Genomic DNA, 25,712 nt, shown 5'->3' on the forward strand with positions numbered 1-25,712 from the left:
GTCGGCGGTCGGCAGAGCTACGACGAGACAAGACTTAGCCACCCATGCAAAGCGTAAGCTCCGATCTAGCTGACCGGCATGGATTTCGCATCCATCGCACGTTGCTGCCTCCCGGCGCGATCGTGGCAGCATTCGCGTTGCTCATTATCGGCGGCATGGGGCCGAACATTGAGCTTGCGCTTCTTTCGATCGTCGTTCTGATCGCGGGCTGCTTGCTTCTATGGCGACCGGGCGAGTCGCCGATCCTTCTTTTCATATTCGTGCTTCCGTGGCTGCAGGGATCGATTGCGATCTTTCATGCCAATTGGCTTGGCATGGGCGTGGAGATGCTCGCGCAGGTTCCCTCTGACATGCGCACGGCAATTCTGCTCACCCAGGCGGGCCTTCTCGTGCACGCTTTGGGCCTGCGTATCGGAGCGGGCCGATGGCGCCGCCAGGACGCGCATTTGATGCACGAACAGGCGCTGTGGCTCCCCACGAGACGTTGGGCGCAGGCCTACGCAGGAGCATGGCTGGTGAGTTTCGCGGCGCTCACCTTTGCCTGGCTTGTTCCTGGGCTCGCTCAGATCCTGCTCGCCTTTGTGACGCTCAAGTGGGCATTCTATTTCATGCTCGCATACGTGGCATTCGCGGGCGCGCCCGGAGGCCGGCATATTCTCGCCGTCGCCTTTCTCGTGGAGCTCGCGCTCGGGATCGGCGGGTTCTTCTCGGATTTCAAGACGGTCATCTTCGTGACCGCATTCGCGGCTGTCGCTTCGGGTGTTCGCATGACCGCGAAGAGGCTCTTCGGCATCGGCGCGCTCGCGATGCTCGTCGTGGCCCTGGCCATCGTGTGGACTGCAGTCAAGAGCGACTACCGCCGTTTCGTATCCGGAGGGGAGGTCGCCCAAATCGTCTCCGTCGACTACGGAGCGAGGATCAGCCATCTGGCAGGCTTGGTTGGCCAATTGGAGGGGCCGAACCTGTCGAAGGCTTTCGACGAAATGCTGGGGCGGCTGACGTACGTGGAGTTTTTTGGCGCAACGATCAACTATGTTCCCACCTATGTGCCGCACCAGCATGGTGACATCCTCTGGGATGCAATCTCCCGTCCGTTCATGCCGCGCCTCTTCTTCCCCGATAAGGCGCCTATCGACGACAGCGTTCGCACCAACGAGTTCACAGGATTGGGCGTCGCCGGCGTGGCGGAGGGGACGTCGATCAGCCTGGGCTGGATTGCAGAGGCGTATATCGACTTCGGTCGCTATGGGATGTTTCTCTCGATCCTGGCCATCAGCGTGTTCTACGGTTCGATCTATCGTCGGCTCATAAGGTGGGATCTGACCCGAGGCCTCTTCGGCGCTGCTCTCGCGACAGCGGTTCTCCAGGGGGCGGGATTTCTCGAATCCAGCATAACCAAGGTCTTCGGTGGCGTGATCGTGTCGCTCCTCATGGCATGGATGCTGGTGAAGTTCATCTTGCCGCGCATCGCGCCGTGGCTTTTGGCAAGATCTCCACGCCGCGCACGTCTTTGATGCTGCATCGTCCAGGACCTTACAGTGACGCTGGCACTTCATCGCAGGTGCTCGGCGTCACGCATGTGATCGCCAGTTTGTCCAGGGACGCGGGTGGTCCGTCCTACAGCGTGCCTGCGCTGGCAGCGGCGCTTGCGCAGCGCGGGGCCGCGGTGCGCGTCCGTACTGTAGAAACAGATGATGTGCCCCCGGATGCCGGCGATGACGTTGCGCGTTGCGCGCATCCCACTGCAGGGGGGCCTCTGGGGAAACTCCTGCGGGCGTCGCCAAGCCTGAAGGCTGCTCTCGCCGCCGATGCACATGACAATTCAATCCTGCACACGCATGGCCTTTGGCTCATGCCGAATATCTATCCAGCTCGACTGAAGCGGCGCTCGGATCGCCCCCTCAAGGTGGTCCATTCCCCGCGAGGTATGCTTGCGCCTGCGGCTCTCGGCATCTCTGCGTGGAAGAAGCGCCCATTCTGGTGGCTGCTCCAGAAATCCGCGCTGGAGACCGCCGACTGCATTCATGCCACTGCGGCCTCCGAGTACGAGGAGATCCGTGCCGCCGGCCTCGGCAATCCGGTCGCGATCATCCCGAACGGGATCGATCTGCCGCTTCTCGCCGAGACCTCGCGAGGGCAAAGCGACGGCAATGTCGTCCTGTCGTTCGGGCGCATACATCCCAAGAAGGGCCTGGATCGCCTGTTGCGCGCATGGGCCCGTATCGAGCACGAGTTCCCAACCTGGAAGCTCCGTATTGTCGGGCCTGCGGAGGTTTGCCACGACGAGGAGCTTCGTGCTCTCGCGCAAGCACTCGGAGTAAAGAAGGTCTCGATCGAGGGGCCGATTTACGACGCCGACGAGAAGCTCGCCATGTACCGCGATGCCGGCCTCTTCGTTCTTCCGACCCTCAATGAGAATTTCGCGCTGACGGTCGCGGAGGCACTGGGAGCAGAAGTGCCGGTGATTTCCACCAAGGGTGCCCCATGGTTGGGCCTCGAGAAGGAGCGTTGCGGCTGGTGGATCGATCATGGTGAGGAGCCGCTCGCCGCAACTCTCAGGAATGCCATGACGATCGGGCAGGCCGAGCGTCGCGCCATGGGGAAGCGCGGACGCGCGTGGATGGCGCGCGACTTTGGCTGGGACCGGATTGCCAGCGACATGCTCGAAGTTTACCGCTGGCTCAAAGACGGCGGTTCGCCGCCGCCGACCGTGCGATTGGGCTGACGAGAGTGGATCGAGAAGTGCAGCCCGTCACCGAGCTGACCGCTCGAGATATCAGCGCCAATCGCCAGGCGTCCAAGTGGACGCGGCAGGAGCTTGTGGGGCGTGTTCTATGGGGTCTCGCCCATCCGCTGTTTGCGTGGAGTCCGAGACCGTTCTGGGGATGGCGGCGCCTTCTGCTGCGGCTGTTCGGGGCCCGCATCGGACGGGAAGTTCATGTCCATCCGAGTGTGCGAATAACCATTCCTTGGAATATCAGCATCGGTGATCAGACTGCGGTCGGTGACCGCGCAATTCTCTATGCACTCGGCCCCATCATGCTGGGCGAGCGAGTGACCATCTCGCAGGGCGCGCATTTGTGCGCCGGCACGCACGACCATCGCGATCCTGCGATGCCGCTGCTCAAGCCACCGATTTCCATCGAGCGCGACGCCTGGATCTGCGCCGATGCCTTCGTCGGGCCTGGTGTTCGCATCGGCGCTCACGCCATCATTGGCGCCCGATGTGTCGCGATGAAGGATGTTGCTTCAGGCATGATTGTGGTGGGCAATCCGGCGCGCGCGATCGGCCATCGTTCGGAGCAGAAGAATAGGGCCAAGTCTCCTGATGTCTGAGGACCTAGCCTAGAGCGTGCAAACCGTACTCGTCACGGGTGGGGCAGGGTACATCGGCAGTCACGCATGCAAGGCGCTCGCGGCTGCAGGCTATCGGCCCGTGACGTTCGATTCGCTCGTGACCGGCAATCGTTGGGCAGTTCGATGGGGCCCCTTCGAGCACGGGGACATCAGGGATGTCGGACATCTAGCAGGCGTGCTTCAGGCCTATAAGCCTGTCGCCATCATGCATTTTGCAGCCTCTGCGTACGTGGGAGAGTCTGCTGTCGATCCGGAGAAGTACTACTCGAACAACGTGGCTGGAACGCTTTCGTTGCTGCGCGCGGCAAGACAGTGCGGGGTAGGAAGGATCGTGTTCTCGAGCACCTGCGCAACCTATGGCGAGCCGCAGCAGGTGCCCGTTCCCGAGACAGCGGCGCAAGTCCCCATAAACCCGTATGGGCGCTCCAAGCTGATGATCGAGCAGATGCTGCAGGACTACGTCCGGGCCTATGGCATGGGGACGACCGCGCTACGCTACTTCAATGCTGCCGGCGCGGATCCCGAGGGTGAGATTGGCGAAGAGCACGCTCCCGAAACCCATCTCATTCCGCTCGTATTGCAGTCCATCCTACAGCCCGAAAAGCCCGTCACCATCTTCGGCATTGACTATCCGACGCCCGATGGGACTTGTGTGCGCGACTACACGCACGTAACCGATATTGCGGCTGCGCATGTCCTCGCCCTGCAGACGTGCAATGGCGGGCTCGGCTTTCGCGCCTTCAATCTCGGCACGGGGGCCGGCCATTCGGTCCGCCAGATCATCGAGACGGCAGAGCGCGTATCCGGCAAGAAAGTGCACGCGAGCTTTGGACCCCGCCGCGCCGGAGATCCAGCCGCGCTCGTGGCGGACCCTACGATGGCGCGCCGGGAACTCGGATGGCAGCCTCGCCGCTCCGAGCTCCACGAAATCATTGGCACGGCATGGGCATGGATCACGAGACCATGAACGTCTCCGTCCTGATCCTGACATTCAACGAGGCCAAAACACTGCCGCGGTGTCTGGCGGCGCTCGAATGGTGTGACGACATTCTCGTCGTCGACTCGGGCAGCACCGACGGAACGGTCGCAATCGCCGAAAGCGCGGGCGCGCGGGTGATGTACCGACGCTTCGATGATTTTGCGAGCCAGCGCAACTTCGGCCTCATGTCCGGTGGGCTCCGTCACGAATGGGTTCTGCATCTCGACGCCGATGAGGTCGTGACGCCGGAGTTTCGGCAGAGCCTGCGTGATCTCTCACCGGCGGCGGGCATCGATGCCTATCGGGTACCTTCAAAGCTCATGTTGAATGAGACCTGGATTCGGTATGCCGGGATGTATCCGACCTATCAAGTGCGGCTAGGTCATCGCGAGCGGCTGCGCTTCAAGCAGGTCGGGCACGGGCAACGTGAAGATCTGCCGCCGGAGCGGGTCGGCACGTTCGAGGAGCCGTACCTCCACTACAACTTCTCGCATGGCTTGGCGAACTGGCTTCGCAAGCACGTCAAATATGCCGAGGACGAGGCTGATTTGCTGGTGCGAATGCGCAAAGGCGAGCCTCAGGCGGCAGATCCCGTCATGCGCGGCGACGCCACATCCCGGCGTCGGGCATTGAAGCAACTGGCCAATCGCATGCCCTTATTGCTCCGCCCCGTGGCGCGCTTCTTCTACATCCTCATCTGGCGGCGCGGCTTTCTGGACGGTCGTTACGGTGTTCTTTACGCACTCATGCTGTCTGTCTACGAAGCGATGATCGCTGTTCTTGCGGCTGAGAGGCTGATGCAGCATTCGCAGCGGAGAGCGGTCTCTTCGGCCGGAATCCGCCTTCGAAGCAATGCCGGCGACGACCTCGGCGGCCGATCATAGGTAGAGTAGGCTCAAAGCCGGTCTCTGAGAGGCGCCCAGACCCATTTCATGATAACAGTGTAAGATGAAGGTTCTCGTAACAGGTGCTGCAGGATTTATCGGCTTCCACGTCGCAAAGCGCTTGCTCGAGCGTGGCGATACGGTCGTCGGCATCGACGTGGTCAATGACTACTACGATCCGGCGCTCAAGGAGGCCCGGCTCTCGCTTCTCAATCAGGCAGCGGGCGGCGCGAACAGCGCGTGGACGTTCATCCGCGCGGATCTTGCCGATGCGGACGCCGTCAGTGGTTGCTTTGTCGCGCACGAATTCGATCGCGTCATTCATCTCGCGGCGCAAGCCGGTGTCCGGCACAGCCTGACGCATCCGCACGAGTATGTGCAGTCCAATATCGTGGCGTTCGTCAACATCCTCGAAGCATGCCGCCATGCGGGGACGCCGCATCTCACGTATGCGTCGACATCGAGCGTCTATGGCGCCAGCACGCGGATGCCGTTCTCCGAGCACGACGATGCCGATCATCCGCTCCAGCTCTATGCCGCGACCAAGCGGGCGAACGAGCTCATGGCGCATTCCTACAGCCACCTCTTCGCGCTGCCGACGACGGGGCTTCGCTTCTTCACCGTGTATGGCCCTTGGGGGCGCCCCGATATGGCGCCGATCCTGTTCACGCGCGCCATCGATGAGGGGCGGCCGATCCAGGTATTCAATCACGGCAATCACAGCCGCGACTTCACCTACGTCGACGACGTCGTCGAAGGCGTCGTGCGGATCTCCGACCGGCCGGCCGAGCCCGCACGGGACTGGGACAGCAGCAGGCCAGATCCAGCCATCTCGAATGCGCCGTTCCGCATCTACAATATCGGCAACAGCGCGCCGGTCCGGCTTGCCGATTTCATTTCGGCCATCGAAGCCGAACTCGGCAAGAGGGCCGTGAAGGAGTTGCTGCCACTGCAGCCCGGCGATGTCCCCGATACATTCGCTGATGTATCCGAGCTGGCGGGCGCTGTCGGCTACGCGCCGACGACTTCGGTTGCCGATGGCGTCGCCAAGCTGGTCGCGTGGTATCGCACGTACTATGGGCGATGAGTGATCGCGATTGGGTTCACTGATACGGTGTGCATCCTGATCGTCGGCACCGTCGCGTCTTGTCTATCGAGACATGAGCAATAAGCTGACGCGTCAGCGCGAGCGCCTGCTCTATTTGTGTGACTGGCTGCCGCCCGACTATGGCGCCGTGGGGCAGTACAGCCTTTTGTTCGCGCGCGAGCTTGCCGAAGAGGGACGGGACGTCGTTCTGGTCGGGCTTTCGTCGCGTGGGAGCAGCGACCAGTCGCAGACATTCGAGGCCGGTTCCTTGCGCGAGATGCGCCTCTATGCGCCCACGTACGACAAGGCCTCCAACCTGCGCCGGCTGCTGTGGACGGCTTGGACGAACACGCGTCTGATCTGGCACGCCCGGCGGGAATTGCGCGCGGCGGATACCGTTCTGTTCACCGGAAGCCCGCCCTACCTCCTGCACTGGCTCTCGCCGCTCAATCTGATATTGCGCAAGAAGCTCGTCTACCGGATCACGGATTTTCATCCTGAATGTCTCATGGCGCAGTACGAGAAGCCCGGGCTGCTTCTGCGCCTGATCTATCGACTGACCATGTTTTGGCGTCGTCGCGTACATGAATTCGAAGTACTCGGGCACGATCAGGCAAAGCGGCTCCAGGAGGCTGGCATTCGGCCCGAGCGATTGAGGCTCAAGCGCGATCCGTCACCTGTCGAATTCGTGCCGGGCACTTCGCCACTGCCGCGGCCTGCTGCCGCCGACGGCCGATTGCTGCTGCTCTATTCAGGCAACTGGGGCATGGCGCACGACTATCGCACATTCCTCGCCGGTTACGCGCTTCACCACCGCAAGGGCACGGGGCGTTTCATCCTCTGGCTGAATGCTGTGGGCGCTGCCGTAGGCACCATCGAGGAGGAGCTCAAGCGTCAGGCGCTGCCCTATGTGCGTGGGGCTCCGGTGCCGCTGCCGCACCTCGCGAGCCTCTTGCTCACTCCGGACGCGCATCTCATCACGCTGTCGGATGCATTCGTCGGCTATGTCCTGCCTTCGAAGGTGCACGCCTGCATCGCATCGGGAAAGCCGGTGCTGAACATCGGTAGTGCGCGATCGGATGTGCACGGCCTCTGCAGCGAGCTGATGCGCGCGCCTTATCGGCGTGTGGAGGTCGGCGACGCGGAAGCATGTCTGGCTGCTCTGGAAGGTTTGGCCAACGAGATCGATAGCGGAAGAGCCGGGCGCTCCGAAGAGGATGCCTGCCAATTGAACGTAGGAGTAAGAAGATGAAGCGGGCGTTGGTATGCGGTGCGGGCGGCTTCATAGGTAGCCATCTCGTCAAGAGACTGAAGCGGGAAAGCTTCTGGGTGCGGGGCGTCGATATCAAGTATCCGCGTTTCGCAGAAACGGAGGCCGATGACTTCATCAAAGGCGATCTGAGAGACTTCTCGACATGCTGCGATGCCGTCGACTGCCGCTTCGATGAGATCTATCAGCTTGCCGCCGACATGGGCGGGGCCGGCTATATCTTCACGGGTGAGAACGACGCCGACGTGATGCACAACTCGGCGCAGATCAATCTCAACATTCTCGAGGCGTGCCGCCGGCGGAACTCCAAGCGCATCTTCTATTCCTCGTCGGCGTGCATCTACCCCGAGCACATCCAGCGCGATCCCGACAATCCTGGGCTCGCCGAGCCCGATGCATACCCGGCCGCCCCTGACAGCGAGTATGGCTGGGAGAAGCTCTTCAGCGAGCGGCTTTACGGTGCGTATGCCCGCAACCACGGTTTCACGGTCCGCGTCGCGCGCTACCACAATATTTTCGGACCCGAGGGCGCATGGAACGATGGCCGCGAGAAAGCGCCCGCCGCTCTTTGCCGCAAGGTGGCCGAGGTCAAGGATGGTGGAGAGATCGAAGTCTGGGGCGACGGCGAGCAGACGCGTTCGTTCCTCTATATCGATGAGTGCCTTGAGGGCAGCATCCGCCTCATGCGCTCGGGCTGCACGGATGTGCTGAACATCGGCTCGGATGAGATGGTCTCTATCAACAAGCTCGTCGCGCTTATTGCCGGCGTTGCAGAGAAGAAGGTGCGCATCCGGCATATTCCCGGGCCCCTCGGCGTGCGCGGGCGCAACTCCGACAACAGGCTGATCCAGGAGAAGCTCGACTGGCGCCCCAATGCGCCTCTCGTACGTGGCGTCGAGCGTACATATGGGTGGATCGCCGAGCAGGTGGCGATCCTGCGGCAGCGGGGAGCTTCAGCGGCGTGAGGATTGCCGCCCTACGCCGCAGGCCGGCCGTAGTAGAGCATCGAGACGTGCTCGGCTTCTGCGAAAAAGAGCCAGCGCTCCATCGCGACACCCACACCTGCAGCGACGACCGCGAGCAGTGCCGCCAGCGTGCCGAGTAGCGCGCTCGGCGCGAGCGTGATCAGGCACAGCGCTCCAGGAACGAGGAAGGCGAGGAGGCGCACGTAGCCGCGCAGCTTCTCCGCGTGGTTGCGCGCCACGGCGAAGCCCATCTCGCGCATGACGAAGTTGGCCTGCGTGTGCGGGAAGTCGAGCACGCGCACCTGGCCGTGCTTGCCGAGGCCGGTCGCATCGCCGATCGTCCAGGTCTTCTTCTCGCTGTCGATCGTCGCCCAATAGCGCTGCTTCAGGAGCAGCGCGACGCCGACAAGCGCCGCGGTCAGGATTGAGAACCATGGACGCGTCGTACCGAAGAGGTACATGAGCGCGAGCATCAGCAGGCCGCCCGTCGCGAGCGCGAGCGCGATATAGATCCAGGGCACGAGCGGCTGGTTCCACTGGCGGATGGTCCTGAGCGAGGCATAGATCATGCCCGTACAGTAGACCGTGACGAGCGCGAGTGCCGCCGCCAGCAAGCCCATGAGCGCAAAGATGCCGTCCGTGCGCTCGAGAAAGACCCAGCCGATGCCGAGGAGGCCGGCGGGCACATAGGTCGCGACCGCCGCGACGCCTTCCCGAGAAAGCCACGAGCTGCGCCATTGCGAGAACGCGCGCCACGCGCGCTCGGGATGGCCGAGGTGGAATGTCGAGGCGAGCAAGCCGACAGTGATCAACGCGAGTGAGATCGCGAGCCCAGTAAAGCCGAGCCAGCGGTCGGCGGGGAGGACGCGGAAGGCGGACAGCACGCCGAGCCAGACAAGCAGGCCATAGCCGGCGCCGGACGCGGTGGTGAACAGGATGACCGAGTAGGCGGGATGCATCGAAGTCCAATGCCTAAGGCGTGAGGAGGTCTATCGCGAGAGCGCGCGATCGACCCAGGAGAAGAGACTTTCAATCGCGGTCGTCGGGGCCGCGATTTTTTGTTTCTGCGGGGTCTTGTCGGTGGCGACCGTGCGCGCGTCGCGCCGTTCACGCGGCGGCAGGTACTTGTTCACCGGCTTGTAGCCGAAGGCGCCGAGCAGATCGAAGCCGCCGCGCTCGGCGACGAGCTTCGAGACGTCGCTATCGGGATCACCGAGGTCGCCGAAGTGACGTGCGCCCGTCGGGCAGGCGCGTACACAGGCCGGAACCCGATCCTCGGGCGCGAGATGCTCGTTGTAAATGCGGTCGACGCACAGCGTGCACTTCTTCATCACGCCATGGCTCGGGTCGTACTCGCGTGCTCCATAGGCGCAGGCCCACGAGCAAAGCTTGCACCCGATGCAAAGATCGGGATCGACAAGCACGATGCCGTCCTCGGCGCGCTTGAAAGACGCGCCGGTGGGACAGACGGTCACGCAGTCCGGCGTTTCGCAGTGCAGACAGGAGCGCGGGAAGTGGACCGTGCGGCTGTCCGCACCGTCGCCGACTTCATAGCTGTGAATGCGGTTGAGCCAGGCACCATCGGGATCGGCGCCATAAGGATCGGTGTCCGAAAGCGGCGCAGAGTAGCCGCCCGTGTTCCATTCCTTGCAGCTCGTCGCGCAGCCGTGACAGCCGACGCACGTGTCGAGGTCGATGACGAGGCCGAGTTTGCGCTCCGTATGGGTGGGAAGGCAGGTCATCGACGTGCCCTCTTGAATTCGGCGCCATAGGCGATGACATCGGGATGGCCGCGGCCGATCGGATCATCGAACGGCTCGAAGCGCGGCTCGCTCTGCTCGATTGCCTCGGGCGAGGCTTTCTCGATGTGGACGCGCAGGTCGTACCACGCAGCCTGTCCCGTGATGGGATCCGAGTTCGAGTAGCGGTAGCCGCCGCCCTTGGCGGGCAACAGCTCGGAGATGAGATGGTTCAGCAGGAAGCCGCGCGTTGCTTCCGGCGCGTCGTTCGAGAGGCCCCAGGCGCCTTTGCGCTTGCCGATCGCATTCCACGTCCAGGCCGTCTGATCGTTCACGCCGTCCATGAGGCGAACCTGACAGCGCACGCGGCCGAGATAGCTGCTGATCCAGACCCAATCGTCATCGGCAATGCCGAGCTCCTTGCCGCGCGCGCGGCTCATGTAGAGCCGGTTCTGGCCGGTGATCTGGCGCAACCACGCATTCTGCGAGCCCCATGAGTGGTACATGTGCATGGGGCGCTGCGTGATCGCGTGCATGGGGAACTTGTCGGTATCGACCATCGTGCCTTCGAAGGGCTGATACCAGAAGGGCAGCGGGTCGAAGTATTTCGCGATGCGCTCGCGATGGCTCTCGGGCGGCTGCACGGGGCCATGGCCTTCGGCCGCGAGACGGAACGCCTGCAGCGGCTCGCAGTAGAGCTGGAAGGTCATCTTCGCATCGGCGGCGCGGAAGCCGACCGAGGCCGCCCAGTCCAGATACTCCTTGTTGGCGTGCTTGAAGTAGCGCTGGCTCGGCGGAAGATGATGCGCGTGGAAACCGCCGTTGGCGATGTAGCGATTGAGCTGGTCGGGATTGGGCGCGCCCTTGCCGAAGCTGTCGCCATTGCCGCGCCAGCCGGCGAGCGGGCCGATACCCGGCGCACGCTCGTGGTTCACGAGATAGTCGGCATAGCCGCCGGGGAACTGCGGTGAGCCATCCTCTTTCACGAGGCCCGGCAGCTTGAGGCGCGCGCCGAGGTCGAGCAGTACAGACTGGAAGCCGCGGACATCGCGGTCCGGCTCGATGACCGGATGGCGGATCGCGTCGCACGCCGCATCGGGCTCGGAGATCGGCCGGTCGAGCATGGAGATGCAATCCCACCGCTCGAGATAGGTCGTGTCGGGCAGGATGAGATCTGCGTAGGGCACCATCTCGGAGTAGTAGGCATCCGAGTAGATGATGCGCGGAATCTTGTACTCGCCGGTCTCGGGATTCTTGTCCGTCAGATACTTGAGCGTATCGCGGATGTTCATCGACGAGTTCCAGCTCATGTTCGCCATGTACATGAACAGGGTGTCGATGGGGTACGGATCGCCGAGCGCCGCGTTCGTGATGACCATGTGCATGAGGCCATGGGCGGCGAGCGGCGCATCCCAGCTATAGGCTTTGTCGATGCGCTGCGGTGTGTGAGCGGCGTCGATCAGCAGGTCGGCTGGGCTCGTCGGGAAGCCGAGATGCGGACCGGGAAGCGGCTCGCCGGCTTTGACCTGGCCGGGCTTGCCGGTCGGCTTCAGGCGAGGTGCGATCTCTTTCGGATAGGGCGGCTTGTAGCGGAAGCCGCCGGGGCAATCGATCGAGCCGAGCAGGATCTGCAGGATGTGAATGAGCCGGCAGGTCTGGAAGCCGTTCGAGTGGGCCGAGATGCCGCGCATGGCGTGCATGGCGACGGGACGGCCGACCATTTTCTCGTGACGGCGCCCGTGGATGTCCGTCCAGGGAACATCGAGCGTGATGGTCTGCTCGAAGGCGACCTTCGCCATTTCGTCGGCGTAGCGGCGGATCGTGGCGGCCGGCACGCCGCACTCTTTCTCCGCGCGCTCGGGTGAGTATTCCTCGCCGAGATAGCGCTCGGCCATCTTCTGGAAGACCGGGATGGCCGTGCGGCCATCGGGCAGTTTCACGGGCCCCGAGAGCTGCGGGACGACATCGGGTCCTTCGGCGGGAACGAGCGCGCCCGAGCGCTTGTCGAAGGCGAGCGCATTGCCCTTCTCGTCGCGCACGAACATGCCATGATCGGCAGCGCCCGGCGCCTCAATGACGAGCCAGGGCGCATTCGTGTAGCGCACGAGATAGTCGATATCGATGCGCTGCGTCCTGAGAAGCTCGTGAATGAGCGCGCCGACGAAAGCGCCGTCCGTGCCGGGCCGGATGCCGACCCACTCATCGGCAACGGCGTTGTAGCCCGTGCGCACGGGATTGACGGAGACGATCTTCGCTCCGTTCGCCTTGAGCTTGCCGAGGCCGATCTTGATCGGGTTCGAGCTGTGGTCCTCGGCGACGCCGAAGAGCATGAAGAATTTCGCGTGGTCCCAGTCCGGCTCGCCGAACTCCCAGAACGAGCCGCCGAACGTGTAGAGGCCGGCGGCTGCCATGTTCACCGAGCAGAAGCCGCCGTGGGCTGCGTAGTTCGGCGTGCCGTACTTGATGGCCCACCAGCCGGTCAGGGACTGCGACTGGTCGCGGCCCGTGAAGAAGGCGAGCTTCTTCGGGTCCTCGGCGCGGACCTTGCCGAGCCAGTCGGTGGCCGTCTGCAGCGCTTCTTCCCAGGAGATCTCCTTGAACTCGCCCGAGCCGCGCGGACCGACGCGCTTGAGCGGCGCCTTGAGGCGCGCCGGCGAGTAGTGCTGCATGATGCCGGCGGAGCCCTTGCCGCACAGCACGCCCTTGTTCACCGGGTGATCGCGGTTGCCGTCGATGTAACGGACCTTGCCGTCCTTGAGATAGACGTTGATCCCGCACCGGCAGGCGCACATGTAGCAGGTGGTCTTTTCGATCCTGTCAGCCGGGTTTTCGCTGAGGACGACGCCGTGTGCATCCGGCTCGGATGTCCGGGCGCTCGAGGTGGAAGTCTTGGCTGTCGCGCGATCCTGCACGGTCTAATGTCCCGATTCCGAAGTTCGCCCCGCCTCGATGCTGGTGTCCCGAGCGAACTTCGGAATCAAAAGGGACACTAGAATCACGGTCTTGCTAGTGTGATTCAGATCGAGAAATTCGCTCCATACCGAGCCGCTTGACGCGGCGAATTTCTCGATCATCACACTAGGCTCATGCTCCGTTCGGGCGATCAACGCCGTTTCCATCAAGGACTTGACTATATTCGATCCCTTGAATGTTCAACCCTGAGTGGGGAACGTTTGCACCGGGGATGAGCGATGCGTGCGGTGGCGTATTCGCATTGTCCGTGCGCTTGCGGAATGCAATTCCGCGCATGGGGTGGCGCGCCGAGGATCGGCAGCCGTGCACAATCTCGCGCGCCTTCAAAGTCTTATATAACACTTCTGCCGTGCCCCCGCTCGCCGCGACCTCGATCCGGTGTGCTTCCGGTTGCGAGATCGCCACTCCCCCCGCTATGCAATTTCAGATGAGAGCTATAGTCGCTCGGGAATGAGAAGAAAAGTATCGGAGAGCGATCCGCGATGCGGAACGCGCGAAGCGCCAATCGGAGGTGAGGCCATGACGTCAAAAGTCCGCGTCGAGCAGGATGGTCCCGTCACGACGGTCATCATCAACCGGCCCGAGGTCCGCAACGCCGTCGACAACGAGACGGCCGAGGCGCTTGCTGATGCATTCCGCGCCTTCGATGCCGATCCCGAGCAGCGCGTCGCCGTGCTCTGGGGCTCGGGTGGGGCATTCTGCGCCGGTGCCGATCTGAAGGCGATCGCATCGGGCGAGAGGCGCAAGCGCTACAGCCTCGATGGCGATGGTCCGATGGGGCCATCGCGGCTCAAGCTGTCGAAGCCGGTGATCGCGGCAGTGGCCGGCCACGCCGTTGCGGGCGGGCTGGAGCTGGCCATCTGGTGCGACATGCGCGTCGCCGAGGAGGATGCTGTATTCGGCGTGTACTGCCGGCGCTGGGGTGTGCCGCTGATCGACGGCGGCACCGTGCGGTTGCCGCGTCTCATCGGCCAGAGCCACGCCCTCGACATGATCCTGACCGGGCGGCCGGTCGGCGCTGAGGAGGCGCTCCGTATGGGGCTTGCGAACCGTGTCGTCGCCAGGGGCGAGGCGCGCGCAGCGGCGGAAGCGCTGGCGCGCCAGCTTGCCGAGTTCCCGCAGATATGCATGAACCTCGATCGTGCGTCCGTCTATCGACAGTGGGAGCTGCCGTTCGAACATGCGATGAAGGCGGAGTTCGCGCACGGCATTGCGGCGGTGGCGGCCGAGGGGCAGGCCGGCGCGGCGCGGTTCGCGGGCGGGGCCGGACGCGGCGGCAAGTTCGGCGAGTAATGCGGCACGCCGGGTTGGGGGCAGGGGGCTAGATGCGGTTTTCACTCTTCTCTCTGGCGCGCCAAGCGCTCGGTGGGCACGCGCGCTGGCCGGCGCAATGGCGTTCGCCCGAGCCCAAGGCGGCCTACGACGCGGTGATCGTCGGTGGCGGCGGGCACGGCCTCGGCACGGCTTACTATCTCGCCAAGGAGCACGGGCTCCGGAACATTGCGGTCGTCGAGAAGGGCTGGCTCGGTGGCGGCAACACCGGGCGCAATACGACGATCATCCGCTCGAACTATCTCTGGGAAGAGTCCGAGGCGATCTACGAGCTGTCTGTAAAGCTCTGGGAGACGCTCTCGGACGAGCTCAATTACAACGTCATGTACTCGCCGCGTGGCGTGATGATGCTGGCGCACACGATCCACGACATTCAGGTTTTCAAGCGGCACGTGCACGCAAACCGCCTTGCGGGCATCGACAACGAGTGGCTGACGCCGGAAGCGGCAAAGGATTTCTGTCCGCCGCTCAATATCTCGCCAAAGCTGCGCTATCCCGTGCTCGGTGCGGCCCTGCAGCGGCGCGGCGGCACGGCACGGCACGATGCGGTTGCGTGGGGCTATGCGCGGGCGGCGAGCGCGCTCGGCGTCGACATCATCGAGAATGCAGAAGTGACGGCCATCCGCCGCGATGCGAGTGGCGCCGTCGAGGGTGTCGAGACGACGCGCGGCGTCATCAAAGCGAAGAAGGTCGGCGTCGTCGCGGCCGGACACACGTCGGTGCTCATGGGCATGGCGGGCGTACGGATGCCGCTCGAGAGCTATCCTCTGCAGGCGCTCGTCTCCGAGCCCGTGAAGCCCGTGCTGCCGTGTGTGGTGATGTCCAACACGGTGCACGCCTACGTCTCGCAGTCCGACAAGGGCGAGCTGGTGATCGGCGCCGGCACGGACGTCTACACCTCCTACAGCCAGACGGGCGGCCTGCACGTCTCGGCGCACACGCTCGATGCGATCTGCGATCTCTTCCCGACCTTCCGGCGCATGAGGATGATGCGCAACTGGGGCGGCATTGTCGATGTCACGCCGGATCGATCGCCAATCATCGGGCTCACGCCGGTGCCGGGGCTTTATGTCAACTGCGGCTGGGGCACGGGCGGCTTCAAGGCAACGCCGGGCTCGGCATTCGTCTTCGCGGCGACGATGGCGCACGGCGAGCCGCATCCGATCGCGGCGCCATTCTCGCTCGAACGCTTCACCACTGGCCGCCTGATCGACGAAGCGGCCGCAGCCGCGGTGGCGCATTAAGGGTTCCCATGCTCCTGATCACATGCCCCTACTGCTGCACAGCGCGGCCCGAGTCGGAATTCCGTTACAGCGGCGAGGCGCATATCGCGCGGCCGCTGGAGCCTGCAACTGTTAGCGACGATGATTGGGCAGCCTTTCTCTACATGCGCACCAATCCGAAGGGACTGCACGCCGAGCGCTGGCGACACATTCACGGCTGCGGGCGCTTCTTCAATGCGCTGCGCAACACGGTGACCGATCAGATCTTGAAGACGTATCCGGCTGGAACACCGAGGCCCGGTCTCGGTGCACCTGCTGAGGGTGGTCGCTGATGGCCGGCCTGCATCGCACGAATGGTGGCGGTCGCGTCGATCGCACGAAGCGGCTCTCCTTCACTTTCGACGGCAAGGCCTACGAGGGGTTCGCCGGTGATAAGCTCGCTTCCGCGCTGCTCGCCAATGGCGTGCATCTTGTCGGTCGCTCCTACAAGTATCACCGCCCGCGCGGCATTCTCTCGGCCGGCGCCGAGGAGCCAAATGCGCTCGTGACCGTCGATCGCGGGAGAGGCCGCACCGCGCCGAACCTGCGCGCAACACAGGTCGAGCTCTATGATGGCCTCGTCGCCGAGAGCCAGAACCGTTGGCCATCGCTTGCCTATGATTTCGGCGCGGTGAACAGCCTGTTCTCGCCACTGCTGGCGGCGGGCTTCTACTACAAGACATTCATGGGGCCGCGCCTGCTCGGCTCGAACTGGGCGTGGCACAAGATCTATGAGCCGCTCATTCGGCGTGCCGCGGGCCTCGGCAAGGCGCCGTCGCTCCCCGATCCCGATCGGTATGCGAACCGCTTTGCACATTGCGATGTGCTGGTGATCGGCGCTGGGCCGGCCGGTCTCGCTGCGGCACTGGCGGCGGCTGAAGCCGGCGCGCGCGTGATCCTTTGCGATGAGCAGGCCGAGCTCGGAGGCTCACTGCTGAGCGAATGGTCCGTCGAGATCGACGGCGTGCCCGCTTCCTCGTGGGTCGATGAAGCGGTGCGCACGCTCGCGGCATCATCCCGCGTGACGCTGCTCCCGCGCACGCAGGCATTCGGTTACTTTGCGCAGAACTTTGTCGCGCTGGCGGAGCGGCTCACGGATCATCTCGGTAATCCCGATCCCGCCGCACCGCGCGAGCGGCTATGGCAGGTGCGCGCGAAGGAGGTCGTCCTGGCGACGGGCGCCATCGAGCGGCCGATCGTGTTCCCGGATAATGACCGGCCCGGCATCATGCTCGCGGATGCTGCGCGCACCTACGTCAATCGCTATGGCGTGCGACCGGGGCTTCGCGCGGTCGTGATCGCGGCTTGCGACAGCGGTTATGCGGCAGCCCTCGATCTTCATCGCGCCGGCACCGCCGTGGCGATGGTGATTGATCCGCGCGCGAATGGCGATAGCGGGCTGGCTGGATCCGTCCGCGCCGCGGGCATCGAGGTTCAGATCGGCGCGACCGTGACCGCGACCCGCGGAAGCCAGCGTGTGAGTGCGGTGCAGATCGGGCGCGCGGGCACCGAGGGGCGCGCGAGCACGGGGGAATGGGTGCCGTGCGATCATGTGGTCATGGCAGGTGGCTGGACGCCTTCAGTGCATCTGTTCTCGCAGTCGCGCGGCAAGCTCGCATGGAGTGACGACGCGCAGGCTTTCTTGCCGTCGGCCATCGCGCCCGGACAGGCGCAGCGCTCGGCGGGCGCGTGTCGCGGGGTGTTCGGCGTCGCTGCAGCACTCGATGATGGCTTCGCGGCAGGTCGCGCGGCGGTCGGCAGGGAGCCGCTAGGGCGCACGTTCAAGGTCACGCATGACATCACTGACTTCCGCGGCATCGCCGGGTCGCATGGTGCGGGCGCTCGCGGGAGCAAGGCGTTCGTCGACTTCCAGCACGATGTGACGGTGCGCGACCTGAAGCTTGCGGCGCAGGAGGGCTTCCGCGCCATCGAGCATGTCAAGCGCTATACGACGACGGGCATGGCCACCGACCAGGGCAAGACGTCGAACATCAATGCGCTCGCCATCGTCGCAGACCATCTCGGTAAACCGATTCCCGAAGTCGGCCTCACGACCTTCCGTCAACCCTATACGCCCGTAACGTTCGGCACGATCGCCGGCGCGAGCCGCGGTGATCTCTTCGATCCCGTGCGGCGCACGCCTTGTGATGCCTGGGCGCAAGCCCAAGGCGCGATGTTCGAGGATGTCGGCGCCTGGAAGCGCGCGCACTACTTCCCGCAAGCCGGCGAGGACATGCACACGGCTGTCGCGCGCGAGTGCAGGACGGTGCGCTCCGCAGTTGGCATGTTCGATGCCTCGACGCTCGGAAAGATCGAGGTCGTCGGGCCGGATGCGGCCGAGTTTCTCGAACGGCTCTACATCAATTCATTCCAGAAGCTGGGTGTCGGGCGCTGCCGCTACGGCGTCCTGCTGAACGAGGCCGGCTTCATCATTGACGATGGCGTGATTGGGCGCATTGCGGCGGATCGCTTTCATGTGACCACGACGACGGGTGGTGCGGCGCGCGTCCTGCACATGATGGAGGACTATGCACAGACGGAGTTTCCCGATCTGAAGGTGTGGCTGACTTCCACGACAGAGCAGTGGGCGGTGATCGCCGTGCAGGGTCCGCGTGCGCGCGACGTTCTCGCGCCGCTCGTGGATGGTGTCGATATTGGCGCTACGGACTTCCCGCACATGAGCGTCAAAGCCGGCCGCATTTGCGGTGTCGATGCGCGCATTTTCCGGGTGAGCTTCACGGGCGAGCTCGGCTTCGAGATCAACGTGCCGGCGGACTTCGGCGCCGATGTCTGGGAGGCCGTGTGGCGCGAAGTGCAGAAGCACGGCGGCTGCGCGTACGGCACGGAGAGCATGCACGTGCTGCGCGCCGAGAAGGGCTTCATCATCGTCGGCCAGGAGACGGATGGCACGGTGACGCCGGACGATGTGGGGCTCGGCTGGGCCACTGGCAAAGGCAAACGCGATTTCGTCGGAATGCGCTCGCTCTCGCGGCCCGACATGGTGCGCAGTGGCCGCAAACAGCTTGTCGGTCTGCTGACAGCGGATCCGAAACGCGTGCTCGAGGAAGGCTCGCAGGTGGTCGAGGGTTTGCGTCCGCCGGCCGGCACGCCGGCGCTTGGTCATGTCACGTCCGCGTACTGGAGTGAGGCGCTCGGCCGGTCCATTGCGCTGGCACTTGTCGCTGATGGACGGACGCGCATCGGCACGCGCCTCAATGTGCCCATGCCGGATGGCGATGTGGCCGTAGATGTCGTAACGCCCGTGTTCCTCGATCCGAAGGGAGAGCGGCTCAATGGCTGATCAAATCGCCAGACGTCGTTCGGTGCTCGATGGATGGGCGTTGCCGTCGCGAGCCGGGCTTGCCTCACTCACCAATGCCGGCACAGCGGCGCGGTTCGTCTATCGCGGGGCGCCCGAGCTGGTCGGCGATGCATTCGGCGTGTCGTTGCCGACAGTGCCGCTGCGGGCGCACGCACAAAGCGGGCGGGCGGCGCTGTGGCTCGGCCCAGATGAATGGCTATTGCTGAGCGCCGAGGCCGACGGATCGACGCTGGCAGTTGCGCTTTCGAGTGCGCTGAACGGCAAGCCGGCCGCGCTCGTCGATATCAGCCATCGCCAAGTTGGTTTGATCGTGTCGGGATCGAGCGTTGAAGCCCTGCTCAACGCCGGTTGCTCGCTCGATCTAGACATGACCACATTTCCGGTCGGCATGTGCACGCGCACGCTCCTCGCCAAGGCCGAAATCGTGCTCTGGCGCACGGCCGGCGATACATTCCGCATCGAGGTCGCGCGCTCGTTCGCACCCTATATCGTCGCTCTCCTGGACGAAGCCATGCACGGCATTGCATGAAGGCGCGGGCGCGGTAGAGTCGAATTTCTGCGGGAGGACGCCACATGCAGATCATCGACGCGCAGATCCATCTCTGGAACGAAGGCACGGTCGTGCCGCCGCACCGCACGACGCCGTATCTCACGGACGAGGCAATTGCGGATATGGATGCGGCCGGCGTGACGGGCGCGATCATCCATCCGCCGAGCTGGGACCCGCATTCCAACGAGCTGGCCATTGCCGCAGTGAAGGCACATCCCGAGCGCTTCGCGATCCTCGGGCGCATTCCGCTCGATGAGCCGGACAAGCGCCCGCTGATCGAGACATGGCTGCAGCAGCCTGGAATGCTCGGCCTGCGCTACACGTTCCTCAAGCCGCACATGAAGTCCTGGCCGCACGACGGCACCATGGACTGGCTCTGGCCGGCGGCCGAGCGTCTTGGCATTCCGATCGCGTTGCTGGCGGGAGACTTCCTGCCGCTCGTCGGGCAGATTGCGGAGCGCCATCCGCGCCTCAAGCTCATTGTCGATCACTTCGGCGTGCGGCGCCTCAATGTGGATGATGCGGCGTTCGTGACTATTCCCGAAGTGGTGGCGCTCGCACGCCATCCCAATATTGCGGTAAAGGTCACAGGTGGGCCGCAGTACGTGAGCGACAGCTATCCCTTCAACAGCCTCACGCCGCACTACAAGGCCATCTACGACGCCTTCGGTCCGCGCCGCATGTTCTGGGGTACGGACATCACGCGCATGCCCTGCACGTGGCGCGAGTGCGTGACGGCTTTCACGGAGCATCAGACGTGGATACCGGCGGCGGACCTGCCGCTGATCATGGGGCGCGGCATTGCCGATTGGCTCGGCTGGCAGCGGAAGTGGGATTAATGCCGTCCCGCCTATGAACTGACGCAACGCGACATTGCCCAGAGCCGTGCCGCCGGGGCGACGTCCGGCGCGTTTGGCCGGCCGGAGCCCTATTGGCCACGCGGATGTGACTTTGGGCCGTAAGGCCGATGCTCTAGAACCCTAAAATTACGATCTAAATTACGGGGGGACGAGACGAAGGAAGCTGTACCATGTGGCAGCAGGTCTATGACCCCTTCAACAATCAGGCCCTATCGACAATAGCGGCGGCTCTGCCAGTGGTGACGCTGCTGGCTCTCATCGCCACGAACAGGGTTAAGGCTCCCATCGCTGCCCTCATCGCGCTGGGTGTCGCTATCCTGGTCGCAATCGTCGCTTTCACCATGCCCGCGGGCCTCGCTTTGCGCGCAACCCTGCTCGGCGTGGTGACCGGCTTCTTCCCGATCGGATGGATCATCTTGAACGTCATCTTCCTCTATCGGTTGACGGTGGAGACAGGCGCCTTCAAGACGCTCCAGACCACGATCGGCGGTGTGACTGCCGATCGGCGGCTTCAGCTTCTTCTGATCGCATTCTCGTTCGGCGCCTTCTTCGAAGGTGCCTCCGGCTTCGGGACGCCCGTCGCCGTCACCGGCGCGATTTTGATCGGGCTCGGCTTCTCGCCGCTGGCTGCTTCCGGCTTGTCGCTCATCGCCAATACCGCTCCGGTCGCCTATGGCGCGCTCGGGACGCCGATCGCGGGCCTGGCGAGCGTCACCGGTCTGGATCCGTACATCCTCGGCGCGATGGTCGGACGGCAGCTACCGTTCTTCTCGCTCATCGTCCCCTTCTGGCTGATCTGGGTGTTCGCCGGACGGCGCGGGATGATGGAGATCTGGCCTGCGATCCTCGTGTGCGGCGTCTCCTTCGCCGTGCCGCAGTTCCTGATCTCGAACTACATCAATCCCTGGATCGTCGACATCGGCGCATCGCTCATATCGATGGCCTGCCTCATCGGCTTTCTGAAGATCTGGCAGCCGGCCAGGATCTGGACGTCGCCGGCATTGCGCAGCCGCGACGACTCGGCCGCGACGATGCCGCCCAGATCGGAGGCTTCGGTCGAGCAGCCGACATCGGGAGAGGTCTGGCTTGCGCTCATGCCGTGGATCATCGTCTGCGCCATCCTGCTGATCTGGGGCACAGGCTGGTTCAAGAACCTGGTGAACCCCTACGCCACCTGGAACTATGCGGTTCCCGAGCTGCACAACATGATCCAGAAGGTACCCCCGGTGGCTGCGAAACCCACGCCGGAGGCTGCCACGTTCGCGTTCACCTGGCTGACTTACACCGGCAGCGGCATGCTGATCGCTGCCATCATCTCCGGTTTCCTGATGGGCTTTTCGCCCTGGCGGCTGGTGACAGCCTACGGACGGACGCTGAAGGTCGTCTCGGCTTCGCTCATCACCATCTCGGCGATGCTGGCGATCGGGACGTTGACCCGCTATTCCGGCATCGATGCGACGCTTGGACTTGCGTTTGCGGGCACCGGCATCCTCTACCCGTTCTTCGGCACGCTCCTCGGGTGGCTGGGTGTGGCACTGACGGGCTCGGATACCGCCTCGAACGTGCTGTTCGGCAATTTGCAGAGGATCACGTCCGAGCAGCTCGGGCTGTCGCCGATCCTCATGAGCGCTGCCAACTCGTCAGGCGGCGTCATGGGCAAGATGATCGATGCTCAGTCGATCGTCGTGGCATCGACGGCGACAAACTGGTTCGGCCACGAAGGCGCGATCCTGCGGTTCGTGTTCTGGCACTCGATCGCGCTGGCGTGTCTCGTAGGCGGGCTGGTGATGCTCCAGGCCTACGTTGCGCCGTTCTCGCACCTGGTGATCCAGTAGCTGCGTTAAATGCGCGGCGCGAGCGGTTGCGGCGTGCCCCAGGCGATAAAATTCGGATTGCAGAGAGTGGCCATCGAGTTGCCGTAGCGGAGCGGCTTGCCGTCGAGTGTCGTGACGCTGCCGCCGGCTGCTGCGAGCACGGCGTGGCCTGCGGCCGTGTCCCACGCCATGGTCGGGCCCATGCGCGGGTAGATGTCCGCCGCACCGCGTGCGATGGCGCAGAATTTCAGCGACGAGCCGGCATTCGTTCGGGATGCAATGGCGAACTGCGCGAGAAGAGCTTCTGTCTCGGGCGTTGCGTGCGAGCGGCTCACGAGCGCGACGAGCGCCTTCGGATCGGGCGTGCGCGTGCGGATCGGCGTGAGGCCGATTTCGTCGAGTGTAACGGGGCCCTCGCGCGGCGCCACCTTCGCCATGGCCGCGACGTCGGGTGCGAGCGTCACGTAAAGCTCGTCACACGCGGGCGCGTAGACGATGCCAAAGACCGGGGCGCCGTTTCGCACGAGCGCAATGTTGACTGTGAACTCGCCGCGCTGCGCGATGAACTCGCGCGTGCCGTCGAGCGGATCGACGAGGAAGAACTCCGAGCCGAGCGCGGGGATCCGGCCAGCCGCGACTTCCTCCTCGGCGACAATGGGGATCCCGGGAGCGGCGGCCGCAATGGCGGCTACGAGCACCGCTTCGGCCTCGCGGTCGGCCGCCGTGACCGGGCTCGCGTCGGCTTTGGATTCGACGGCACAGCCTTCGCGGTAGTGACGCATCTCGATGGCGCCGGCGGTCAGGACTGCCGGCAGCAGGGCCGCGACGAGCTGTTTGTGGTCGATGGCCGGCATTGATTCCCCTGGGGGGCCACCGCGGATTGCGGCGATTTGTTGCCTCGCGACTTCTACTCCAAATGATTCGCCACGAGATGCGGCGATATTGCATCAGAGTTCTGTCAATTGCCGAGCAACTCTAGTCCACACTTGGCGCGAATCTCAGGCGCGTGTATCAGAACTAGGATTGAATTCGCAAGCGGTCGCCCCCGTTGCGCTCGCGTAGCGTCGCTAGAGCCCGGGCCAGTGCGAGCGCTTGTGCGACCAACTCAACGAGCCGGGGATCATGAGCCAGCCCGCATTTCCGAACGACTTGGAGCTTGCGGCGCTGATCGCCAGCAAAGTCTGCCACGACGTCATCAATCCGGTCGGCGCCATCAACAATGGCCTCGAGATGCTGGATGAGGAAGACGATCCGGAGTCTCGCGACTACGCCCTGGACATGATCCGCAATGTCACCAGCCAGGCGACGGCGCGGCTGAAGTTCGCCCGCTTTGCCTATGGCGCGGCGGGCTCGGCCGGCGATGCGATTGACCTGCGCATGGCGGAGGAGATCGCGCGCGAGTACGCGACCAAGGGCGGCAAGCACACGCTCGCGTGGCAGGGCCCTGTCGGCTACATGGCCAAGGACAAGGTCAAGCTGGTGCTGAACCTCGTCTCGCTCGGGCTTTCGGCGCTGCTCCGCGGCGGTGAGCTCACCGTGATGATCGACCAGCGGCCGGACCATCCGGCGTTCGCCGTGCGTTGCCGTGGCCAGGGTGCCCGGCCGCCGACGCACCTCATCGAGTTCCTGACGGGGCAGAACATGCCGCCGATCGATGCGCTGACCGTGCAGACGTACTACACGTGCCGGCTCGCGCAGCAGTGCCGCATGCGCCTCGAAGTGCTGCGCGATGGCGCCGACATCATCCTGAGTGCCCGCGCCTAAGGCAGCCAGCAGCCCCTTTCGCTTTTACAAGCCCGCTTGATGGGCATAGCTTTGTCGGCATGGATTTATCCTGCCGATGGAGCGTGTGCCCATGAAGCTCGACGAATATGCGTCCTATGACGGTCTCGGCCTAGGTGAGCTTGTCGCCAAGGGCGAGGTCAGCCCCAGGGAGCTGGCGCGGACAGCCGCGTCGGCCATCGAGGCTGCGAACGGCGAGATCAAGGCCGTCATCGAGACCTATGACGATCGTATCGACGCGCTCGACGAGAGCACGCTCGGCGCCGGGCCGTTCCGCGGCGTGCCCTTCCTCATGAAAGACGTGTTCGGCCACGAGAAGGGGCGTCTCATCGAGTTCGGCTCGCGCCTCTGCCGCGGCATGACCGTGACGACGAGCACGTATTTCACCGATCAGCTCAAGGCGGCGGGTGTCAATATTCTCGGCCGTTCGGCGGCGCCCGAGTACTCGATGTCGGCGACGACCGAGAGCGTGATGTTCGGCAATACGTCGAACCCCTGGAAGAAGGGCTATTCGGCGGGCGGCTCATCGGGCGGCGCGCAGGCGGCGGTGACGAGCGGCATGGTGCCGATCGCGCATGGCTCGGATATCGGCGGATCGATCCGCATTCCGGCGAGCTGGTGCGGCGGCGTCGGCCTGAAGCCTTCGCGCGGGCGCGTGTCCATCGGGCCGGTGGTGGACGAGGGCGGCCTCGGCTTCTCGTGCAATCACATCCAGGCCAAGACGCTGCGCGATGCCGCGACCATGCTCGACTGGGTGTCGAAGCCGCAGATCGGCGATCCGTTCGTGATCCCGCGCCCGACTCAGTCCTATGCCTCGTTCGTGAATGCGCCGAGCCCGCGCCTCAAGATCGGCATCGTGCTGAGCGAGCTGTTCGGCGTGCCGATCGATCCCGAGGTCGCCCAGGCGGTGAAGGATACGGGCAAGGTGCTCGAGCGCATGGGGCACCATGTCGAGATTGCCGAGGCGGACTTCGGCGGCATCGCAACGCTGCACCACATCAATGATCTCTTCTTCTTCGGCTTCGACGCGCGCCTCGACGGCTATGCGAAGCGCACGGGGCAGAAAGTCGGGCCGGATACGCTGGAGCCCGTGATCCTGTCGGTCTACGAGTTCGCCAAGCAGATCACGCCGGCGCGCTTTTTCACGGCGATGAGCGAGATCAACGTCGCGCGCCGCAAGCTCGCGCGCTTCTACGCCGATCATGACGTATGGCTCTCACCGACGACGTCGCGCGTGTCGGAGCCTTGGGGCAAATATCATCTGAGCAAGGCGGGCGTGGATGCGTCGAGCCTCGTCGAAAAGCTCTTCGCCGAGCCCTGCCAGTTCACCGTGCCCCACAACATCATGGGCACGCCAGGGCTCTCGCTGCCGCTCGCCATGCATTCGACGGGCGTGCCAATCGGCGTGCAGCTCGCCGGTCGGCCGGCAGAGGAGCACGTGCTGATCGGCCTCGGCGGTGCACTGGAAAAGGCGATGCCGTGGGCCAAGCGTGTGCCCGCGCTGCACGTGTCGAAGATGGGGTGAGGCGAAGCGAG

General features: G+C 64.3%; 21 protein-coding genes. 17 read left to right on the forward strand and 4 right to left on the reverse strand.

The annotated features are described in order from the left end of the window. Positions 1-44 precede the first annotated feature (44 nt). The 8 genes from CS1BSM3_RS14875 to CS1BSM3_RS14910 all read left to right on the forward strand — a co-directional run bounded on the left by CS1BSM3_RS14875 (position 45) and on the right by CS1BSM3_RS14910 (position 8,542). Entirely contained in the window at positions 45-1,514 is a 1,470-nt protein-coding gene (locus CS1BSM3_RS14875; protein WP_072387914.1) for a hypothetical protein, read from the forward strand. Next, positions 1,514-2,725: a glycosyltransferase gene (locus tag CS1BSM3_RS14880; RefSeq protein ID WP_072387916.1), complete on the forward strand. Its 1,212-nt coding sequence runs from the start codon at positions 1,514-1,516 to the stop codon at positions 2,723-2,725. The genes CS1BSM3_RS14875 and CS1BSM3_RS14880 overlap by 1 nt, the downstream gene beginning before the upstream one ends. 17 nt (positions 2,726-2,742) lie before the next feature. Then, the gene (locus CS1BSM3_RS14885) at positions 2,743-3,336 is read left to right on the forward strand and encodes an LbetaH domain-containing protein (protein ID WP_210188780.1); all 594 of its coding nucleotides are present in this window, start codon (positions 2,743-2,745) and stop codon (positions 3,334-3,336) included. Positions 3,337-3,352: 16 nt separating this feature from the next. Continuing rightward, entirely contained in the window at positions 3,353-4,324 is a 972-nt protein-coding gene (galE, locus tag CS1BSM3_RS14890; protein ID WP_072387918.1) for a UDP-glucose 4-epimerase GalE, read from the forward strand. Next, a complete protein-coding gene (locus tag CS1BSM3_RS14895) occupies positions 4,321-5,220 on the forward strand; it encodes a glycosyltransferase family 2 protein (protein ID WP_072388273.1) in 900 nt (299 codons plus the stop codon). The genes galE and CS1BSM3_RS14895 overlap by 4 nt, the downstream gene beginning before the upstream one ends. A 64-nt stretch (positions 5,221-5,284) precedes the next feature. Next, positions 5,285-6,307: an NAD-dependent epimerase gene (locus tag CS1BSM3_RS14900; protein ID WP_072387920.1), complete on the forward strand. Its 1,023-nt coding sequence runs from the start codon at positions 5,285-5,287 to the stop codon at positions 6,305-6,307. A gap of 73 nt (positions 6,308-6,380) precedes the next feature. After that, the gene (locus CS1BSM3_RS14905; RefSeq protein WP_072387922.1) at positions 6,381-7,559 is read left to right on the forward strand and encodes a glycosyltransferase family protein; all 1,179 of its coding nucleotides are present in this window, start codon (positions 6,381-6,383) and stop codon (positions 7,557-7,559) included. Beyond that, on the forward strand, positions 7,556-8,542 hold the full coding sequence (locus CS1BSM3_RS14910) for an NAD-dependent epimerase/dehydratase family protein (RefSeq protein ID WP_072387924.1): 987 nt from the start codon (positions 7,556-7,558) through the stop codon (positions 8,540-8,542). The genes CS1BSM3_RS14905 and CS1BSM3_RS14910 overlap by 4 nt, the downstream gene beginning before the upstream one ends. Before the next feature lie 11 nt (positions 8,543-8,553). On the opposite strand, the gene CS1BSM3_RS14915 is transcribed toward CS1BSM3_RS14910, so the two are convergent. From CS1BSM3_RS14915 to CS1BSM3_RS14925, 3 genes are read right to left on the reverse strand one after another with little or no spacing between them, the layout of a single operon-like run. Next, positions 8,554-9,501, reverse strand: coding sequence for a dimethyl sulfoxide reductase anchor subunit family protein (locus CS1BSM3_RS14915; protein WP_072387926.1), 948 nt, complete (start codon positions 9,499-9,501; stop codon positions 8,554-8,556). A gap of 30 nt (positions 9,502-9,531) precedes the next feature. Continuing rightward, positions 9,532-10,284 carry a 4Fe-4S dicluster domain-containing protein gene (locus tag CS1BSM3_RS14920; protein ID WP_072387928.1) on the reverse strand — a complete coding sequence of 251 codons (753 nt, stop codon included), beginning with the start codon at positions 10,282-10,284 and terminating at the stop codon, positions 9,532-9,534. Further along, positions 10,281-13,094 carry a molybdopterin oxidoreductase family protein gene (locus CS1BSM3_RS14925; protein WP_244540521.1) on the reverse strand — a complete coding sequence of 938 codons (2,814 nt, stop codon included), beginning with the start codon at positions 13,092-13,094 and terminating at the stop codon, positions 10,281-10,283. Before CS1BSM3_RS14925 ends, CS1BSM3_RS14920 begins: the two co-directional genes overlap by 4 nt. 679 nt (positions 13,095-13,773) lie before the next feature. Here CS1BSM3_RS14925 and CS1BSM3_RS14935 point away from each other — a divergent pair. The 7 genes from CS1BSM3_RS14935 (at position 13,774) to CS1BSM3_RS14965 (ending at position 22,415) form a co-directional block, all read left to right on the forward strand. After that, a complete protein-coding gene (locus CS1BSM3_RS14935; protein ID WP_072387934.1) occupies positions 13,774-14,547 on the forward strand; it encodes a crotonase/enoyl-CoA hydratase family protein in 774 nt (257 codons plus the stop codon). Positions 14,548-14,579: 32 nt separating this feature from the next. After that, the gene (locus CS1BSM3_RS14940; protein WP_072387935.1) at positions 14,580-15,830 is read left to right on the forward strand and encodes a sarcosine oxidase subunit beta family protein; all 1,251 of its coding nucleotides are present in this window, start codon (positions 14,580-14,582) and stop codon (positions 15,828-15,830) included. 8 nt (positions 15,831-15,838) lie between these two features. Beyond that, positions 15,839-16,141, forward strand: coding sequence for a sarcosine oxidase subunit delta (locus CS1BSM3_RS14945; RefSeq protein WP_072387937.1), 303 nt, complete (start codon positions 15,839-15,841; stop codon positions 16,139-16,141). Continuing rightward, positions 16,141-19,149, forward strand: a complete 3,009-nt coding sequence (locus tag CS1BSM3_RS14950) for a sarcosine oxidase subunit alpha family protein (protein ID WP_072387939.1) — start codon at positions 16,141-16,143, stop codon at positions 19,147-19,149. The genes CS1BSM3_RS14945 and CS1BSM3_RS14950 overlap by 1 nt, the downstream gene beginning before the upstream one ends. Then, positions 19,142-19,699, forward strand: a complete 558-nt coding sequence (locus CS1BSM3_RS14955; protein ID WP_072387941.1) for a sarcosine oxidase subunit gamma — start codon at positions 19,142-19,144, stop codon at positions 19,697-19,699. The genes CS1BSM3_RS14950 and CS1BSM3_RS14955 overlap by 8 nt, the downstream gene beginning before the upstream one ends. A gap of 44 nt (positions 19,700-19,743) precedes the next feature. Then, positions 19,744-20,559: an amidohydrolase family protein gene (locus tag CS1BSM3_RS14960; RefSeq protein ID WP_072387943.1), complete on the forward strand. Its 816-nt coding sequence runs from the start codon at positions 19,744-19,746 to the stop codon at positions 20,557-20,559. Between the two features lie 191 nt (positions 20,560-20,750). Beyond that, complete coding sequence (locus tag CS1BSM3_RS14965; protein ID WP_072387945.1) at positions 20,751-22,415, forward strand: L-lactate permease; 1,665 nt, start codon at positions 20,751-20,753, stop codon at positions 22,413-22,415. 5 nt (positions 22,416-22,420) lie between these two features. On the opposite strand, the gene cysQ is transcribed toward CS1BSM3_RS14965, so the two are convergent. Beyond that, the gene (gene cysQ, locus CS1BSM3_RS14970) at positions 22,421-23,248 is read right to left on the reverse strand and encodes a 3'(2'),5'-bisphosphate nucleotidase CysQ (protein ID WP_072387947.1); all 828 of its coding nucleotides are present in this window, start codon (positions 23,246-23,248) and stop codon (positions 22,421-22,423) included. A gap of 268 nt (positions 23,249-23,516) precedes the next feature. Between cysQ and CS1BSM3_RS14975 the strand changes: the two genes are divergently transcribed. Both CS1BSM3_RS14975 and CS1BSM3_RS14980 read left to right on the forward strand, forming a co-directional pair. Further along, positions 23,517-24,158, forward strand: coding sequence for a histidine phosphotransferase family protein (locus CS1BSM3_RS14975; RefSeq protein WP_072387949.1), 642 nt, complete (start codon positions 23,517-23,519; stop codon positions 24,156-24,158). A 91-nt stretch (positions 24,159-24,249) separates the two neighbouring features. Beyond that, positions 24,250-25,701, forward strand: coding sequence for an amidase (locus CS1BSM3_RS14980; protein ID WP_072387951.1), 1,452 nt, complete (start codon positions 24,250-24,252; stop codon positions 25,699-25,701). Positions 25,702-25,712: the final 11 nt, after the last annotated feature.

The organism is Hyphomicrobium sp. CS1BSMeth3, from assembly GCF_900117415.1.
GTDB lineage: Bacteria > Pseudomonadota > Alphaproteobacteria > Rhizobiales > Hyphomicrobiaceae.

Excerpts from the sequence above, each read along its gene's own strand:
- CS1BSM3_RS14955 (WP_072387941.1), top strand. The coding sequence starts at position 19,142 with ATGGCTGATCAAATCGCCAGACGTCGTTCGGTGCTCGATGGATGGGCG.
- CS1BSM3_RS14965 (WP_072387945.1), top strand. The coding sequence starts at position 20,751 with ATGTGGCAGCAGGTCTATGACCCCTTCAACAATCAGGCCCTATCGACA.
- CS1BSM3_RS14940 (WP_072387935.1), top strand. The coding sequence starts at position 14,580 with ATGCGGTTTTCACTCTTCTCTCTGGCGCGCCAAGCGCTCGGTGGGCAC.
- CS1BSM3_RS14900 (WP_072387920.1), top strand. The coding sequence starts at position 5,285 with ATGAAGGTTCTCGTAACAGGTGCTGCAGGATTTATCGGCTTCCACGTC.
- CS1BSM3_RS14960 (WP_072387943.1), top strand. The coding sequence starts at position 19,744 with ATGCAGATCATCGACGCGCAGATCCATCTCTGGAACGAAGGCACGGTC.
- CS1BSM3_RS14905 (WP_072387922.1), top strand. The coding sequence starts at position 6,381 with ATGAGCAATAAGCTGACGCGTCAGCGCGAGCGCCTGCTCTATTTGTGT.
- CS1BSM3_RS14895 (WP_072388273.1), top strand. The coding sequence starts at position 4,321 with ATGAACGTCTCCGTCCTGATCCTGACATTCAACGAGGCCAAAACACTG.
- CS1BSM3_RS14950 (WP_072387939.1), top strand. The coding sequence starts at position 16,141 with ATGGCCGGCCTGCATCGCACGAATGGTGGCGGTCGCGTCGATCGCACG.
- CS1BSM3_RS14875 (WP_072387914.1), top strand. The coding sequence starts at position 45 with ATGCAAAGCGTAAGCTCCGATCTAGCTGACCGGCATGGATTTCGCATC.
- CS1BSM3_RS14980 (WP_072387951.1), top strand. The coding sequence starts at position 24,250 with ATGAAGCTCGACGAATATGCGTCCTATGACGGTCTCGGCCTAGGTGAG.
- CS1BSM3_RS14880 (WP_072387916.1), top strand. The coding sequence starts at position 1,514 with ATGCTGCATCGTCCAGGACCTTACAGTGACGCTGGCACTTCATCGCAG.
- CS1BSM3_RS14945 (WP_072387937.1), top strand. The coding sequence starts at position 15,839 with ATGCTCCTGATCACATGCCCCTACTGCTGCACAGCGCGGCCCGAGTCG.
- cysQ (WP_072387947.1), bottom strand. The coding sequence starts at position 23,248 with ATGCCGGCCATCGACCACAAACAGCTCGTCGCGGCCCTGCTGCCGGCA.
- CS1BSM3_RS14920 (WP_072387928.1), bottom strand. The coding sequence starts at position 10,284 with ATGACCTGCCTTCCCACCCATACGGAGCGCAAACTCGGCCTCGTCATC.
- CS1BSM3_RS14915 (WP_072387926.1), bottom strand. The coding sequence starts at position 9,501 with ATGCATCCCGCCTACTCGGTCATCCTGTTCACCACCGCGTCCGGCGCC.
- CS1BSM3_RS14935 (WP_072387934.1), top strand. The coding sequence starts at position 13,774 with ATGACGTCAAAAGTCCGCGTCGAGCAGGATGGTCCCGTCACGACGGTC.
- CS1BSM3_RS14910 (WP_072387924.1), top strand. The coding sequence starts at position 7,556 with ATGAAGCGGGCGTTGGTATGCGGTGCGGGCGGCTTCATAGGTAGCCAT.
- CS1BSM3_RS14975 (WP_072387949.1), top strand. The coding sequence starts at position 23,517 with ATGAGCCAGCCCGCATTTCCGAACGACTTGGAGCTTGCGGCGCTGATC.